This is a genomic window from Bradyrhizobium sp. LMG 9283 (assembly GCF_045571415.1).
Taxonomy (GTDB): domain Bacteria; phylum Pseudomonadota; class Alphaproteobacteria; order Rhizobiales; family Xanthobacteraceae; genus Bradyrhizobium.
Map to the genome: position 1 here is coordinate 1 of NZ_CP120691.1, position 14,858 is coordinate 14,858.

Consider the following 14,858-nt stretch of genomic DNA (forward strand, 5'->3'; position numbering starts at 1 on the left):
ATGACAATGGAACAGGATCGCTGGTCACGCGTGAAGGGTCGGCTGCGCTCGAGCGTTGGCGAGGACGTTTACACGAGCTGGTTTGCACGCATGGATCTGGAAGGCGTGCAGGATGAGAGCGTGCGGCTCTCGGTGCCAACGCGGTTCCTGAAGAGCTGGATCCAGGCCCATTATGCCGAGCGCGTGCTGTCGTGCTGGCAGGCCGAGATGCCGGAAGTGCATCGCATCGACCTCACCGTCCGCTCCGCCGTGCGCCCGGCCGCGCAGCCGAAGGAAGCGCCCGCGCCGGTCGAGGCGCGCCGCGCTCCGACACCGGAGCTGCGCTCGACTGCGACCGCGCCGGTCTCGGCCAATCACGACGCGCTCGGCGGCTCGCCGCTCGATCCGCGCTTGACCTTCGCGAGCTTCGTCGTCGGGCGTTCCAACACGCTGGCACATGCCGCCGCGCGCCAGGTCGCCGAAGGGCGTCGCGGCGATCCCGTCATGTTCAACCCGCTCTACATCCATGCCGGCGTCGGCCTCGGCAAGACGCATCTCTTGCAGGCGGTGACCTGGGCCGGCAATTCCGGCAACGAGCGCAAGGTGCTGTATCTCACGGCGGAAAAATTCATGTACGGCTTCGTCGCCGCGCTGAAGACGCAGACGGCGCTGGCCTTCAAGGAAGCGCTACGCGGCATCGACGTGCTCGTGATCGACGATCTGCAATTCCTGCAGGGCAAGTCGACACAGGCCGAGTTCTGTCACACGCTGAACGCGCTGATCGACGCCGGCCGCCAGGTCGTGATCGCGGCCGACCGGCCGCCGTCCGATCTAGAAAGCCTCGATGACCGCGTGCGCTCGCGGCTCGCCGGCGGGCTCGTGGTCGAGATGGGCTCGCTCGGCGAGGAGCTGCGCCACGGTATCCTCAAGTCGCGCGTCGCCGCGGCCCGCGCCCATCATGCGACGTTCGAGGTGCCCGAGGAGGTGCTGCATTATCTGGCGCGCACCATCACCCATAATGGCCGCGATCTCGAAGGCGCGATCAACCGCCTGCTCGCGCATTCCAAGCTCAACAACCGGCCGGTGACGCTGGAGATGGCGGAGCACGAGGTGCGCGACCTGGTGCGGCCGCAGGAGCCCAAGCGGATCAAGATCGAGGACATCCAGCGCGTGGTGGCGCGGCAGTACAATGTCAGCCGCTCCGACCTGTTGTCCTCGCGCCGCACCGCCAATGTGGTCCGTCCGCGCCAGGTGGCGATGTATCTCGCCAAGACGCTGACCCTGCGCTCGCTGCCCGAGATCGGCCGCCGCTTCGGCGGACGCGACCACACCACGGTGCTGCACGCGGTACGCAAGATTGAGGCGCTGGTCTCCAAGGACACCGCACTGTTGGAGGAAGTGGAGTCGCTGAAGCGCCAGCTTCAGGAATAAAGGCCTATCTTCGCCTCTCCCCGCGCGGGGAGAGGCCGGATTGCATCTGCGATGCAATCCGGGTGAGGGGGCCCCTCCACGAGTCCAGCTCTTACCTCGCCCGCGGAGATTCCCCTCACCCCAACCCTCTCAGCGCGAGCGAAGCTCGTCGCGGCCCCGCATCCGCCTTCGCCAAGGCTTCGGCGGACGAGCGCGGGGCGAGGGAGCATACATATGCCTGGGTGGCGGCCTTCGTTTTAGGCGGTAAATCGTGGGGAACTGCCCCCGATCCCTTGAATCCGGGGCCCATCCGCGCCACCTTGCGCGACCCTGACAGCTTTGGTCATATCGGCTGGATGATCCGGCTTTCCGGGGTCTTCGGTGCCGTGGCGCGCGTCCCGCCGCCCGGCCTTCTCAACGCTGTGTTTTCCTTGGGGATCGGGCGAGTAGTGCAATGAAGGTTACGGTCGAACGCGCGCAACTCCTGAAATCGCTGGGCCATGTCCACCGCGTGGTCGAGCGCCGCAACACGATCCCGATCCTCGGCAACGTGCTGGTCCGCGCCGAAAACGCCAAATTGTCGCTGAAGGCGACCGATCTCGACCTCGAGGTGACGGAGACGCTGCCGGCGGAAACCGCGACCGCGGGCTCCACCACCGTGCCGGCGCACATGTTCTACGACATCGTGCGCAAGCTGCCGGATGGCTCGCAGATCGTGCTGGAGGCCGACGGCGACCGCGCGGTGCTCGCGATCCGCGCCGGCCGCTCGCGCTTCACGCTGCAGACGCTACCGGAGAACGACTTCCCGGATCTCGCCGCCGGCGACATGTCGCACTCGTTCTCGCTTCCCGCCAAGGACGTCAAGCGGCTGATCGACCGCACCCAGTTCGCGATCTCCACCGAAGAGACGCGCTATTACCTCAACGGCATCTATCTGCACGCGGCCGGCACGGCCAAGGCGGCCACCCTGCGCGGCGTCGCCACCGACGGCCACCGCCTCGCCCAGCTCGACCTGGTGCAGCCCAAGGGCGCCGATGGCATGCCCGGCGTGATCGTGCCGCGCAAGACCGTCGGCGAGGTGCAGCGCCTGATCGAGGACACCGACGCCGAGATGACGATCGAGCTGTCGCAGGCCAAGATTCGCTTCACCATCGGCAATGTGGTGCTGACCTCAAAACTGATCGACGGCACCTTCCCCGATTACGGCCGCGTCATCCCGCAGAACAACGACAAGGAGCTCGTCGTCGACAAGAAGGACTTTGAGAACGCGGTCGACCGCGTCTCGACGATCTCGAGCGAACGTGGCCGCGCGGTGAAGCTGTCGCTGTCGGCGGGCAAGCTGGTGCTGTCGGTGACCAATCCGGATTCCGGCAGCGCGACCGAAGAGCTCGAGGTCGAATACGCCTCCGACGCCCTCGATATCGGCTTCAACTCACGCTATTTGCTCGACATCGCCGCCCAGATCGAAGGCGACGTCGCAACGCTCCGCCTCGCCGACCCCGGCTCCCCGACTTTGGTGCAAGACCGCGACGACAAGAGCGCGCTGTACGTGCTGATGCCGATGCGGGTGTGAGGCGCGTGCTCCCGCGTCAGCGGAGAGGGGGCCTCTTGTGACACCTTCGCTGCAGAGGCAACCCCTCACCCGGCTTCGCTGCGCGAAGCCACCCTCGCCAACAAGGGGAGAGGGTGAAGCAGCGACTGCTTCTCACGGCACGAGCGCGGTGCACATTGCTGTGCCCTCTCCCCCTGTGGGAGAGGGCAGCTCCGCCGGAGGACGCAGACTCGGTCGGGTGAGGGGTTAGTGCCGCAGGATCCCTCCCATCGGCCGGTTTCCAAACATCTCCGCCAATTCGCGAAGAATATGCGGCACGAGCCGACGGATGCGGAAGCTGCGATGTGGCGTTTGCTGAAGGATCGCCGGCTGTCCGCGTTCAAGTTCCGCCGGCAAGTCCCGTTCAAGAATTACATTCTCGATTTCGTCTGCTTCGAGAAGCGTCTTGTGATCGAGATCGACGGGAGCCAGCACGCAGAATCGCAACGCGACGCAGCGCGCGACGCGACTCTCTGCGCTGAGGGCTTTGCTATAGCGCGCTATTGGAACAACGACGTTTTGCAGCAATCCGTGGCCGTACTGGAAGACGTTCTTGCAAAGCTTGCCGGGCGGTAAGATACCCCTCACCCGTCGCCTCACTGCGTGAGGCGCCACCCTCCCCCACAAGGGGGGAGGGGAAGAATCGCGTTCACGACGAACAACCCATGACCCCCTCCCGCATTCATCGCCTGACGTTGACGCATTTTCGCAATTATCGGGCGGCGGGGCTCGAGACGGCGGCTGACATGGTGGCGCTGGTCGGGCCGAACGGGGCGGGCAAGACCAATTGCATCGAGGCGATCTCGTTCCTGTCCCCGGGACGGGGCCTGCGCCGCGCGACGCTGGAGGACGTCGCCGACAACCAGGGCGACGGCTCCTGGGCGGTGTCGGCGCAGGTCGAGGGCGCGCTGGGGCTCGCCACGCTCGGCACCGGCATCGACGCGCCGCGCCCGGACAGCCCAGTCAGCCGGCGCTGCCGCATCGACCGCGAGCCGGTGGGTTCGGCCAGCGCCTTCGGCGACCACATCCGCATGGTGTGGCTGACGCCGGCGATGGACGGGCTGTTCATGGGGGCTGCGTCCGAGCGCCGGCGCTTCTTCGACCGCCTGGTGCTCGCCATCGATAGCGAGCATTCCAGCCGGATCAACGCACTCGAGCGTTCCTTACGTTCGCGCAACCGCCTGCTGGAAACGCGCAATTACGACGACCATTGGTGCGACGCGATCGAGCGCGAGACGGCGGAGCTTGCAGTCGCGGTCGCGGCAACGCGCGGCCAGACCGCAGCAAGACTCACCGGCATGCTCAATGCACGCGCGCAAGAATCCGCATTCCCGTCGGCGCAGATCGCGCTCGACGGCTGGATGGAGAACGCGCTGCTCCAGGAGACCGCGACATCGGTCGAGGACCGCTACCGCCAGATCCTGCGCGACAACCGCCCGCGCGACGCGATTGCCGGCCGCACCACAGACGGCCCGCATCTGACCGATCTGCAGGTCGTCTATGCGCCCAAGAGCATGCCGGCGCGCGACGCTTCGACGGGCGAGCAGAAGGCGCTTCTGATCGGCCTGGTGCTCGCGCATGCGACGCTGGTCGCCGAGATGACCGGCATCGTGCCGCTGCTGCTGCTCGACGAGGTGGTTGCACATCTCGATCCGAACCGCCGTGCGGCGCTGTTCGAGGAGCTGAACAAGCTCGGCGCGCAGGTGTGGCTGACCGGCGCGGATCCGGCCGCCTTCGCCGAGATCGGCGCAGGCGGCGAAATCTTTGACGTCGAGAGCGGACGAATCTCGGCCCGAAGCTAGGCCGCCGCGTTGAACCCGCTTGTTTGCGGCCGCGACTAGCTGCTTGAGGCTGCAAGAGGCGGCCATCGCGCAGGATTTCAGACTGGCGCGATATCCTTGGAGCATGAGCATGGCGACGGTGGGGCGTGGAGCGCAAGCTCCGGCACGATGGCAACTTGTTGCGTGCGGCTTCGCTCTCCTCGCGAGTTGCCTGCTGGCGGCAAGCGCCGGCGCCTTCGTGTCGAATTTGCCGCCGCTGTTCTCGGCCGCGCTCACGCTGGATCCAGATGCCAAGCTGCCTGCGCCAACCCGCTACAGCTATCGAGGAATCCACACCACCGTGGTGTCCGGCTTTGAGGCTCCGCTCCGGACCAGGCTCGAAGCCCGCGTACCCGCAGCGCTCGGTGACGTCCTCGCCTTCTATCGTACCGAGCTTCGAAAGCTCGGTTGGCAGGAACAGCAGGATGACGCGGTGGTCACCGCCGATCACGCGCGCCTCGCCTTCCTCTCCCCGATCGGGCCGGCAGCGCTCGAGCTCGACCGCAATGGCGGCAGCACCTCGGTGCATCTCGTGCAAAGGAATTCGGATGTCGCGAGGCGCGCGAACGTCCTGCCTGAACCCGGCTAGGCCAAGCTGGTGTTCAGCAACATCGGCGAGAACGAAGCCGTGCTCACGATCAACGAGCGGACCATCCCGCGCCCTGCCGGCGCGAACGCCGTCGCGCTGGACCTCGTGCCCGGCAAATACGCCTACGGGCTGAGCGTGCCGGGCCGTCCGGCCACCACGAACATGCTCACCGTCGCAGCTGGCGACAGCTGGGAGCTCACAGTCGGGCGCAACGGAGAGCCGTGGCCACCGCTCCAGCTATATTGACCCGGCCTGCTGTCCGCCTACCGCGCCGCCGCTGCTCGGCTTGTTGAACCTGGCCCGTTGCTGCCGCGACTTCTCGTCTGAGGCCGCGCCGATGGGGTCGCAGCCTGCAATTGCGCGGGCATGACGACGCGCCAAAATCCGGGAGTTTTGACGATGCCGATGATCCGGCGCGGGGCGCAAGTCCCGGCAAGATGGCTGCTGCTCGCCTGTGGCGTTCTCGCAATCATGAGCGCCCCACGTCCCGCGAGCGCAACCGACGAGGGCATCGTCGACGTCCATACCTTGCCGCGGCTGGACGGCGCGGTGGAGGACACCTCGCGTCCCGACAATTACCGTGTGACCTACACCGTGCCGACCGCGGTTGCCGCCGCGTCGGAGACTACGAAAAAGTTGCTGAGCGCGGACGGCTGGGTGCCTTATGTGTATCCGCTGGACGAGAAGAGCACTGCGCTGACTTTCAAGAAAGGACGGCAGGGACTGCGCGTCTCCTTCACGCAGGCGCGCGGCCGGCCCGACCAGTCCGCCGTGTCCTACACGCCGAACCGGATCTATTCCAACGTGCCTTTTCCGAACGGTGCGACCGAGCTCGCGTTCGACGAAACGCGGCCCTATCTCGGCTGCGTCGCCCCGGGCGCGCTCGATGCCACCTCGGAGTTCTTTACCAAGGAGATGGCGGCGATGGGATGGCGCAAGCTCACGCCCGAGACGGCGGCGCGCTGGCCGAATGCCGATCTCGGCGAGACCGTGCCGAACGGCGTGCGCGTCTTCTACGACCATCCCGAAGGCGACACGACGCAATTCTACAAGCAGAAGCCGGTGATGCTCACCTTGACGCGCCGCGACGACGGAAGGACCAATGTCGAGATCCGGGTGGCGCCGTTTGCACTGCCGGAGGTGCTCGAGGCCGACGACGACATGGCCGGCCTGCCGCGGCCCAAGCCGACCAAATCTGCGCGGAGCCTTGGCAGCGCAAGCTCCAACAAGCGCGAGATCTCGGCCGCCGCGATGGCCGAGCTGCCTGCCGTGCGCGCCTTCTATCATCGCGAGCTCGCCGCGCGCGGCTGGCAGGAGGATGGCAGCGCACCGCTCGCACCCGGCGACGAGGTCGCGATCAGGATTTCTTCGGCGGAGGAAACCGGCGTGCTGCGGCTCGGCCGCAAATATGATTTCACCATGATCAGCCTGACCGCCCAGGTGAAGGAATCGGCGCTGGCCGCCCGCGCCAAGGCGAAGAAGGAGGCCGACGAGAAGTTCCTAGGTGACGCGTTAGGCGCGGCTCAGCAGCTCATCGCCGCTGATGAGGCCCGGCGCAAGGCGCAAGCCGCCTCCCTGTCCGATGCGCCGCTCAATGCGCTCGCCGACAGCAAGACGCCGGTGCCGCTGCCCGAGACCGCGCAAGACGTGACATTCGAAGGTAGCGATGGCCGGCTCGAATTCTCGTCCACCTCCAGCGTGAAGGCGCTCAGCACGTTCTACCGCACCACACTGAAGAATGCAGGCTGGAAGGAGCAGCCCTCAGTCATCAACCAGCCCAACATGGCGGTGATGGCATTCTCGAAAGGTGGCAAGTCGATCTCGATGACGGTGATGCAGATGGGCCCGAAGGTGAATGTCCGGGCCAACGGATCGGGCCTCGTGATGGAAGCGGCCAAGCCCGCTGCCAGCCCTGAAGTGCAGGCCAAATCCTCCGAGCCGCTCAAGCCCGATCCCGAATCCCAGCTGCCGGTGCCGACCCAGCGTTCGTCGAAATCGCTCGCCACCACCAAGATGCCGGGCGGCGAGGCGCCGTTCCGCCGCGAGCTGGAGGCCAGCATCCCCGCTTCGCTCGCCGAGGTCCTCGCCTTCTACCGCGCGGAGCTGTCCAAGCTCGGCTGGCAGGAAAAGACCGACGGCGCGACGGTGTCCGCAGAACGCGCGCAGATCGACTTTACCTCGCCACAAGGCCCGGCCGTGCTCAAGCTCGGCCGCGCCAAGGGCGAGACCACGGTCAATCTGGCGCAGAAGAATTCGGATGCCGCGACCAAGGCCGACATCATGCCGAAGCCGGGACAGGCGAGGCTCATGCTCGGCAATATCGGACCGAAAGAAGCCTCGCTCACGATCAACAATCAGACCGTGAAGATCGCGGCCGGCGCCGGCGGCCCGCAATCGCCGAAAGGCCCGATGCTCGACCTGTCGCCCGGCAAGTACCAGTACGCGCTGCGCCTGCCCGGACGGCCGGCTCGCACCGAGACCCTGACCGTTGCCGCCGGCGAGGCCTGGGGTCTCCTGGTCGGCCCGAACGGAGACGTGCTGCCGTTGCAGATGTATTGAGCTTCCACGAGGCCGGTGCACTCGCACTCCCGCTTGCGGGAGAGATTGGGGAGAGGTCTTTCCGCGATGGGACAATCCCCAAGAGGAAAAAGCCCTCACCCGGCGCTTCGCGCCGACCTCTCCCGCAAGCGGGAGAGGTCGCACCGAGCCCTGGGCGACCGCGGATTCAACCAAGACCATAGACTTGAACGACAAGATTTCGGAAGCCTCGGAACCACTCTTCCCGACACCGCAAAATCCGCGCTTTTCGCGCCCCAAAACGGCCCCTCGAATCGCGCGTTTTGCAGCGCCGGAAATCGGTCTCCAAAAGCCTTGAAAGCCGGCCCAAAAACCCTATCTACTCAAAGGGTTGCCGGGAGATACTTTGCGCTAGGCGCAAGCGGTCTTTCATGGCACAAATAGCCCCGCAAATCAGCGCCTTTTGCGCCGCTGATTCGGGCGACATCTCGAAGGCCTCTCATGACAGAACCTGCTCGGCAGCAAGCTGCCGAAAACGAGCTCTCCAATCCGAGCGAATACGGCGCGGAATCGATCCGCGTGCTCAAGGGTCTCGACGCCGTCCGCAAGCGCCCGGGCATGTATATCGGCGACACCGACGACGGCTCGGGCCTGCATCACATGGTGTACGAGGTCGTCGACAACGCGATCGACGAGGCGCTCGCGGGCCATGCCACGCGCGTCGACGTGATCCTGAACGCCGATAATTCCGTCACCGTGCGCGACGACGGCCGCGGCATTCCCGTCGACATCCACAAGGGCGAAGGCATCTCGGCGGCTGAGGTCATCATGACCCAGCTGCATGCCGGCGGTAAGTTCGACCAGAACTCTTACAAGGTCTCCGGCGGCCTGCACGGCGTCGGCGTCTCCGTCGTCAACGCGCTGTCGAGCAAGCTGATGCTTCGCATCTGGCGCGACAACAAGGAGCACTATATCGAGTTCGCCCATGGCGATGCCGTCGCGCCGCTGAAGGTGATCGGCGATGCACCGGGCAAGCGCGGCACCGAGGTGACGTTCCTCGCCTCGACCGAGACTTTCAAGAACATCGAATACGATTTCGCCACCCTCGAGCACCGCCTGCGCGAGCTCGCCTTCCTCAATTCCGGCGTTCACATCGCCCTCTCCGACATGCGCCACGCGGTCGAGAAGCGCGAGGAGATGTACTATTCCGGCGGCGTCGAGGAATTCGTCAAATATCTCGACCGCAACAAGAAGGCACTGGTGCCGACGCCGATCATGGTGCGCTCGGAAGCCAATGGCATCGGCGTCGAGGCCGCACTGTGGTGGAACGACAGCTACCACGAGAACGTGCTGTGCTTCACCAACAACATCCCGCAGCGTGACGGCGGCACCCATCTCGCCGGTTTCCGCGGCGCGCTGACGCGCCAGGTCAACGGCTATGCCGAGGCCAATGCCAAGAAGGAAAAGATCGCGCTGACCGGCGACGACTGCCGCGAAGGTCTCACCGCCGTTTTGTCGGTGAAGGTGCCCGATCCGAAATTCTCGTCGCAGACCAAGGACAAGCTGGTGTCCTCGGAAGTGCGTCCCGTGGTCGAGAACGTGCTCAACGAGGCGCTCCAGGCCTGGTTCGAGGAGCACCCCTCCGAAGCCAAGATGATCGTGGGCAAGGTGATCCAGGCCGCGGCGGCCCGTGAAGCTGCGCGAAAGGCGCGCGAGCTGACGCGCAAGAGTCCGCTCTCGGTCTCCTCGCTGCCCGGCAAGCTCGCCGACTGCCAGGAAAAGGATCCGGCCAAGTCAGAACTCTTCATCGTCGAGGGTGACTCGGCAGGCGGCAGCGCCAAGCAGGGCCGCAACCGCGAGTTCCAGGCGGTGCTGCCGCTGCGCGGCAAGATCCTCAACGTGGAACGGGTCCGTCCCGACAAGATGCTGTCGTCGGAGCAGATCGGCACGCTGATCACCGCGCTCGGCACCGGCATCAGCGACGAGTTCTCGGTCGAGAAGCTGCGCTATCACAAGATCATCGTGATGACGGACGCCGACGTCGACGGCGCTCACATCCGCACGCTGCTGCTCACCTTCTTCTACCGGCAGATGCGCGACATCATCGACGGCGGCTATCTCTATATCGCCCAGCCGCCGCTCTATAAGGTCTCACGCGGCAAGTCCGAGCAGTACCTGAAGGACGAGCGGGCGCTGGAAGATTATCTGATCGACGCCGGTCTCGATGACTGCGTGTACATCCCCGGTACCGGCGGCGACCGTTCCGGGCGCGATTTGCGCGCGCTGGTCGACGACGCCCGCGTCGTCCGCAGCATCCTGCGCAACCTTCATGGCCGCTATAACCGCAAGGTGGTCGAGCAGGCCGCCATCACCGGCGTGTTGAACAAGGAAATCTACGGCGATCCCGAGAAGGCCGCTGCGGCCGCGCAATACATCGCGAGCCGGCTCGACAACCAGGCCGAGGAGGTCGAGCGCGGCTGGGTGGGACAATTCATCGAGGGCCAGGGATTCCTGTTCGAGCGCACCGTGCGCGGCGTCAAGGAAGCGGCTGTGATCGACGATGCGCTGCTCGGCTCGGCCGAGGCCCGCAAGCTCGACGAATACACGACCAAGCTTCAGGACGTTTACGCCCGCTCCGGCAAGCTGCGGCGCAAGGACAATGAGCACGTGGTCCACGGTCCGGTCGACCTGTTCGAAGCCGTGACCGACGCGGGCCGCAAAGGCATTACGCTGCAGCGCTACAAAGGCCTCGGCGAGATGAACCCTGAGCAGCTCTGGGAGACCACGCTGGACACCGAGGCGCGCTCGCTCTTGCAGGTGAAGGTCAAGGAGGTCGACGAGGCCGACGACATCTTCACCAAGCTGATGGGCGACGTGGTCGAGCCGCGCCGCGACTTCATCCAGGAACATTCGCTGAGCGCGACGATCGATATTTGAGGAAGTTGGGCCGCGGGCTCGCTGCACCTCTCCCGCTCGCGGGAGAGGTCGGCGCGTAGCGCCGGGTGAGGGCTCTCTCCTCTGGGAAATTGTCCCGTTGCGGAGACACCCTCTCCCCAACCCTCTCCCGCAAGCGGGAGAGGGAGCGCACTGCTCACGCGCCAGCAATCGCATCCCTATTCCCACCCGTCCTCGCCCCCTGAACCTCACGCTCCGCGATCGCGACGAAGTGGCATGGACCCGTTGGCCAATTTCGGCCGGGAAGCGTCACGTCATGATCGCCTCTGCAACGACCAGTTCCGCCGCGCCCTCACGCCGGCTCGGCATCATCGGCAGCATCGTCGGCGTGCTGGCGCTGATGGCGGCGGTGCTGCCGCATTGGGTGGTGCCGATGGTGTTTCCGCCGCCGCCGGCTGACAAGGTGATCGTCGACACCGGGCACCGCATCAAGGACCGCCTGATCGCACGCGTGAAGGGCGTCGAATATCAGGCGCCGAAGGTCGAAAAATCCGCGGCGCGAAGCTGGAGCGAAACTGCGTCAGCGACCGCGATCTCGCTCGGCCTGCTTGCCATTCTGCTCTCGGTGCTTTCGCTGATCTTCCGGGAAGAACGGCTCCTTGCCGCCGTGGCCGCCACGCTCGGCACCGGCGCCATCGCGATCGAAATCTCCTTTGTCATGATCGGCGCACTGATCCTGATCGCGATCCTTTACGTCGTGGGGAATATCATCGGGCTGTTCTGAAGCCGCGCCGAGGGTGCCCGATGAGCCCCGAAGCGGGCTCAGCGCAATTGCTACCGCGCTCAAATCTCTGTAGTTTCCGCCCGAAACCAGCCCGCCCCACCCCCAATCAGGACAGCGAGAATTCACTTGGCGCCCATCCAATATATCGTCGAGGGCGGTCACCGGCTCTCGGGCTCGATCGAGCCGTCCGGCAACAAGAACTCGGCGCTGCCGATCATCGCCGCCGCCCTGCTCACCGAGCATCCGGTCACGCTGGAGAACGTGCCGCGCATCCGCGACACCGAAACGCTGGTCGAGCTGATCCGCTCGGTCGGCGCATCGGCGGAATGGACTGCCCGCAACACGCTTCACATCCATGCCAAGAGCATCCGCGCCGCCGATCTCGATCCCGATCTGTGCGTGCGCATCCGTGCCTCGATCCTGCTCGCGGGGCCCCTGCTCGCGCGCTGCGGCGAGGTGATGCTGCCGCCACCGGGCGGCGACGTTATCGGCCGCCGCCGTCTGGACACGCACGTGCTGGCCCTGGAGCAGCTGGGGGCCAAGGTCACCGCGACCGACCGGCTCGAATTCCGCGCGCCAAAACTCGCCGGCGCGGACGTGTTTTTGGACGAGCCGAGCGTCACCGCCACCGAGAATGCGCTGGTTGCGGCGGTCGCCGCCGCCGGCGTCACCCATTTGCGCAACGCGGCCTCCGAGCCGCATGTGCAGGACCTCGCCAATTTTCTGGTCGCGCTCGGCGCCAAGATCGAGGGCATCGGCACCAACGCCATGATCATCCATGGCGCGGCGACGCTGGGCGAGGCGGCCTACAGGATCCAGCCGGACCACATCGAGGTCGGCTCGCTGATCGGCCTTGCCGCCGTGACACGCTCGCCGCTGCGCATCACGCGCGCCGGTGTCGAGCATCTGCGCTCGATCCGCATGGGTTTCGAGCGGCTCGGCATCGTCTGCCGAATCGAGGGCGATGATCTCATCGTGCCCTCCAATCAAACATTGAAGATCCAGGACGATTTCGGCGGCCATGTGCCCAAGCTGGAGGACCAGCCCTGGCCGGCCTTCCCGGCCGACCTGATGTCGATCGCGATCGTCACCGCCACGCAATGCGAGGGCGTGATACTGATGTTCGAGAAGATGTTCGAATCGCGGATGTTCTTCGTCGACAAGCTGATCGCGATGGGCGCGCGCATCGTGCTGTGCGACCCGCACCGCGCCATCATCGCCGGCTCCAGCCGCCTGCGCGGCGCGCCCATGACCTCGCCCGACATCCGCGCCGGCATGGCGATGCTGCTCGCCGCCGTTTGCGCCGAAGGCACCTCCACCATCAACAACGCCGACCAGATCGAGCGCGGCTACGAGCGCATCGAGGAACGGCTGAACGCACTGGGCGCGAAGATCAAGCGCGTGCCGGAGCGGAAGGGCTGATCTTCGCCTCTCCCCGCTTGCGGCGAGAGGTATGCAGTCTCGTAGGGTGGGCAAAGCGGAAGCGTGCCCACGTCTTCTTCGATTTCAGTGAGAGATGGTGGGCACGGCGCAAGCGCGCCTTTGCCCACCCTACGATTCGCGGCGCGAAGCTGGAGCGAAACTGCGTCAGCGACCGCGATCTCGCTCGGCCTGCTTGCCATTCTGCTCTCGGTGCTTTCGCTGATCTTCCGGGAAGAACGGCTCCTTGCCGCCGTGGCCGCCACGCTCGGCACCGGCGCCATCGCGATCGAAATCTCCTTTGTCATGATCGGCGCACTGATCCTGATCGCGATCCTTTACGTCGTGGGGAATATCATCGGGCTGTTCTGAAGCCGCGCCGAGGGTGCCCGATGAGCCCCGAAGCGGGCTCAGCGCAATTGCTACCGCGCTCAAATCTCTGTAGTTTCCGCCCGAAACCAGCCCGCCCCACCCCCAATCAGGACAGCGAGAATTCACTTGGCGCCCATCCAATATATCGTCGAGGGCGGTCACCGGCTCTCGGGCTCGATCGAGCCGTCCGGCAACAAGAACTCGGCGCTGCCGATCATCGCCGCCGCCCTGCTCACCGAGCATCCGGTCACGCTGGAGAACGTGCCGCGCATCCGCGACACCGAAACGCTGGTCGAGCTGATCCGCTCGGTCGGCGCATCGGCGGAATGGACTGCCCGCAACACGCTTCACATCCATGCCAAGAGCATCCGCGCCGCCGATCTCGATCCCGATCTGTGCGTGCGCATCCGTGCCTCGATCCTGCTCGCGGGGCCCCTGCTCGCGCGCTGCGGCGAGGTGATGCTGCCGCCACCGGGCGGCGACGTTATCGGCCGCCGCCGTCTGGACACGCACGTGCTGGCCCTGGAGCAGCTGGGGGCCAAGGTCACCGCGACCGACCGGCTCGAATTCCGCGCGCCAAAACTCGCCGGCGCGGACGTGTTTTTGGACGAGCCGAGCGTCACCGCCACCGAGAATGCGCTGGTTGCGGCGGTCGCCGCCGCCGGCGTCACCCATTTGCGCAACGCGGCCTCCGAGCCGCATGTGCAGGACCTCGCCAATTTTCTGGTCGCGCTCGGCGCCAAGATCGAGGGCATCGGCACCAACGCCATGATCATCCATGGCGCGGCGACGCTGGGCGAGGCGGCCTACAGGATCCAGCCGGACCACATCGAGGTCGGCTCGCTGATCGGCCTTGCCGCCGTGACACGCTCGCCGCTGCGCATCACGCGCGCCGGTGTCGAGCATCTGCGCTCGATCCGCATGGGTTTCGAGCGGCTCGGCATCGTCTGCCGAATCGAGGGCGATGATCTCATCGTGCCCTCCAATCAAACATTGAAGATCCAGGACGATTTCGGCGGCCATGTGCCCAAGCTGGAGGACCAGCCCTGGCCGGCCTTCCCGGCCGACCTGATGTCGATCGCGATCGTCACCGCCACGCAATGCGAGGGCGTGATACTGATGTTCGAGAAGATGTTCGAATCGCGGATGTTCTTCGTCGACAAGCTGATCGCGATGGGCGCGCGCATCGTGCTGTGCGACCCGCACCGCGCCATCATCGCCGGCTCCAGCCGCCTGCGCGGCGCGCCCATGACCTCGCCCGACATCCGCGCCGGCATGGCGATGCTGCTCGCCGCCGTTTGCGCCGAAGGCACCTCCACCATCAACAACGCCGACCAGATCGAGCGCGGCTACGAGCGCATCGAGGAACGGCTGAACGCACTGGGCGCGAAGATCAAGCGCGTGCCGGAGCGGAAGGGCTGATCTTCGCCTCTCCCCGCTTGCGGCGAGAGGTATGCAGTCTCGTAGGGTGGGCAAAGCGGA

Annotated in this window: 10 protein-coding genes and 1 pseudogene; all 11 read left to right on the top strand. The window is 65.9% G+C overall.

Translation table 11 applies throughout. From position 1 onward, the window contains the following. The 11 genes and pseudogenes from dnaA (at position 1) to murA (P6U29_RS00055) (ending at position 14,798) form a co-directional block, all read left to right on the top strand. A complete protein-coding gene (dnaA, locus tag P6U29_RS00005) occupies positions 1 to 1,410 on the top strand; it encodes a chromosomal replication initiator protein DnaA (RefSeq protein ID WP_407115765.1) in 1,410 nt (469 codons plus the stop codon). A gap of 433 nt (positions 1,411 to 1,843) precedes the next feature. After that, positions 1,844 to 2,962 carry a DNA polymerase III subunit beta gene (dnaN, locus tag P6U29_RS00010; RefSeq protein ID WP_407115766.1) on the top strand — a complete coding sequence of 373 codons (1,119 nt, stop codon included), beginning with the start codon at positions 1,844 to 1,846 and terminating at the stop codon, positions 2,960 to 2,962. Between the two features lie 228 nt (positions 2,963 to 3,190). Beyond that, entirely contained in the window at positions 3,191 to 3,556 is a 366-nt protein-coding gene (locus P6U29_RS00015) for an endonuclease domain-containing protein (protein WP_407115767.1), read from the top strand. Between the two features lie 89 nt (positions 3,557 to 3,645). After that, complete coding sequence (gene recF, locus P6U29_RS00020; protein ID WP_407115768.1) at positions 3,646 to 4,782, top strand: DNA replication/repair protein RecF; 1,137 nt, start codon at positions 3,646 to 3,648, stop codon at positions 4,780 to 4,782. 109 nt (positions 4,783 to 4,891) lie between these two features. Then, positions 4,892 to 5,635, top strand: a pseudogene (locus tag P6U29_RS00025) (hypothetical protein). 153 nt (positions 5,636 to 5,788) lie between these two features. Then, the gene (locus P6U29_RS00030; protein ID WP_407115769.1) at positions 5,789 to 7,948 is read left to right on the top strand and encodes a hypothetical protein; all 2,160 of its coding nucleotides are present in this window, start codon (positions 5,789 to 5,791) and stop codon (positions 7,946 to 7,948) included. Positions 7,949 to 8,407: 459 nt separating this feature from the next. Further along, positions 8,408 to 10,843 carry a DNA topoisomerase (ATP-hydrolyzing) subunit B gene (gyrB, locus tag P6U29_RS00035; protein WP_407115770.1) on the top strand — a complete coding sequence of 812 codons (2,436 nt, stop codon included), beginning with the start codon at positions 8,408 to 8,410 and terminating at the stop codon, positions 10,841 to 10,843. A gap of 274 nt (positions 10,844 to 11,117) precedes the next feature. Next, on the top strand, positions 11,118 to 11,585 hold the full coding sequence (locus P6U29_RS00040) for a hypothetical protein (RefSeq protein WP_407115771.1): 468 nt from the start codon (positions 11,118 to 11,120) through the stop codon (positions 11,583 to 11,585). A 126-nt stretch (positions 11,586 to 11,711) separates the two neighbouring features. Continuing rightward, positions 11,712 to 13,007: a UDP-N-acetylglucosamine 1-carboxyvinyltransferase gene (gene murA, locus P6U29_RS00045; RefSeq protein WP_407115772.1), complete on the top strand. Its 1,296-nt coding sequence runs from the start codon at positions 11,712 to 11,714 to the stop codon at positions 13,005 to 13,007. 120 nt (positions 13,008 to 13,127) lie between these two features. Further along, positions 13,128 to 13,376 (top strand): hypothetical protein, encoded by a 249-nt coding sequence (locus tag P6U29_RS00050; RefSeq protein ID WP_407115773.1) that lies wholly within the window; start codon positions 13,128 to 13,130, stop codon positions 13,374 to 13,376. Between the two features lie 126 nt (positions 13,377 to 13,502). Further along, positions 13,503 to 14,798 carry a UDP-N-acetylglucosamine 1-carboxyvinyltransferase gene (gene murA, locus P6U29_RS00055; protein ID WP_407115772.1) on the top strand — a complete coding sequence of 432 codons (1,296 nt, stop codon included), beginning with the start codon at positions 13,503 to 13,505 and terminating at the stop codon, positions 14,796 to 14,798. Positions 14,799 to 14,858 lie beyond the last annotated feature (60 nt).

Bases quoted from the DNA above. Each gene is read 5' to 3' on its own strand.
- recF (WP_407115768.1), top strand. From the start codon at position 3,646: ATGACCCCCTCCCGCATTCATCGCCTGACGTTGACGCATTTTCGCAAT.
- dnaN (WP_407115766.1), top strand. From the start codon at position 1,844: ATGAAGGTTACGGTCGAACGCGCGCAACTCCTGAAATCGCTGGGCCAT.
- gyrB (WP_407115770.1), top strand. From the start codon at position 8,408: ATGACAGAACCTGCTCGGCAGCAAGCTGCCGAAAACGAGCTCTCCAAT.
- P6U29_RS00040 (WP_407115771.1), top strand. From the start codon at position 11,118: ATGATCGCCTCTGCAACGACCAGTTCCGCCGCGCCCTCACGCCGGCTC.
- P6U29_RS00030 (WP_407115769.1), top strand. From the start codon at position 5,789: ATGCCGATGATCCGGCGCGGGGCGCAAGTCCCGGCAAGATGGCTGCTG.
- dnaA (WP_407115765.1), top strand. From the start codon at position 1: ATGACAATGGAACAGGATCGCTGGTCACGCGTGAAGGGTCGGCTGCGC.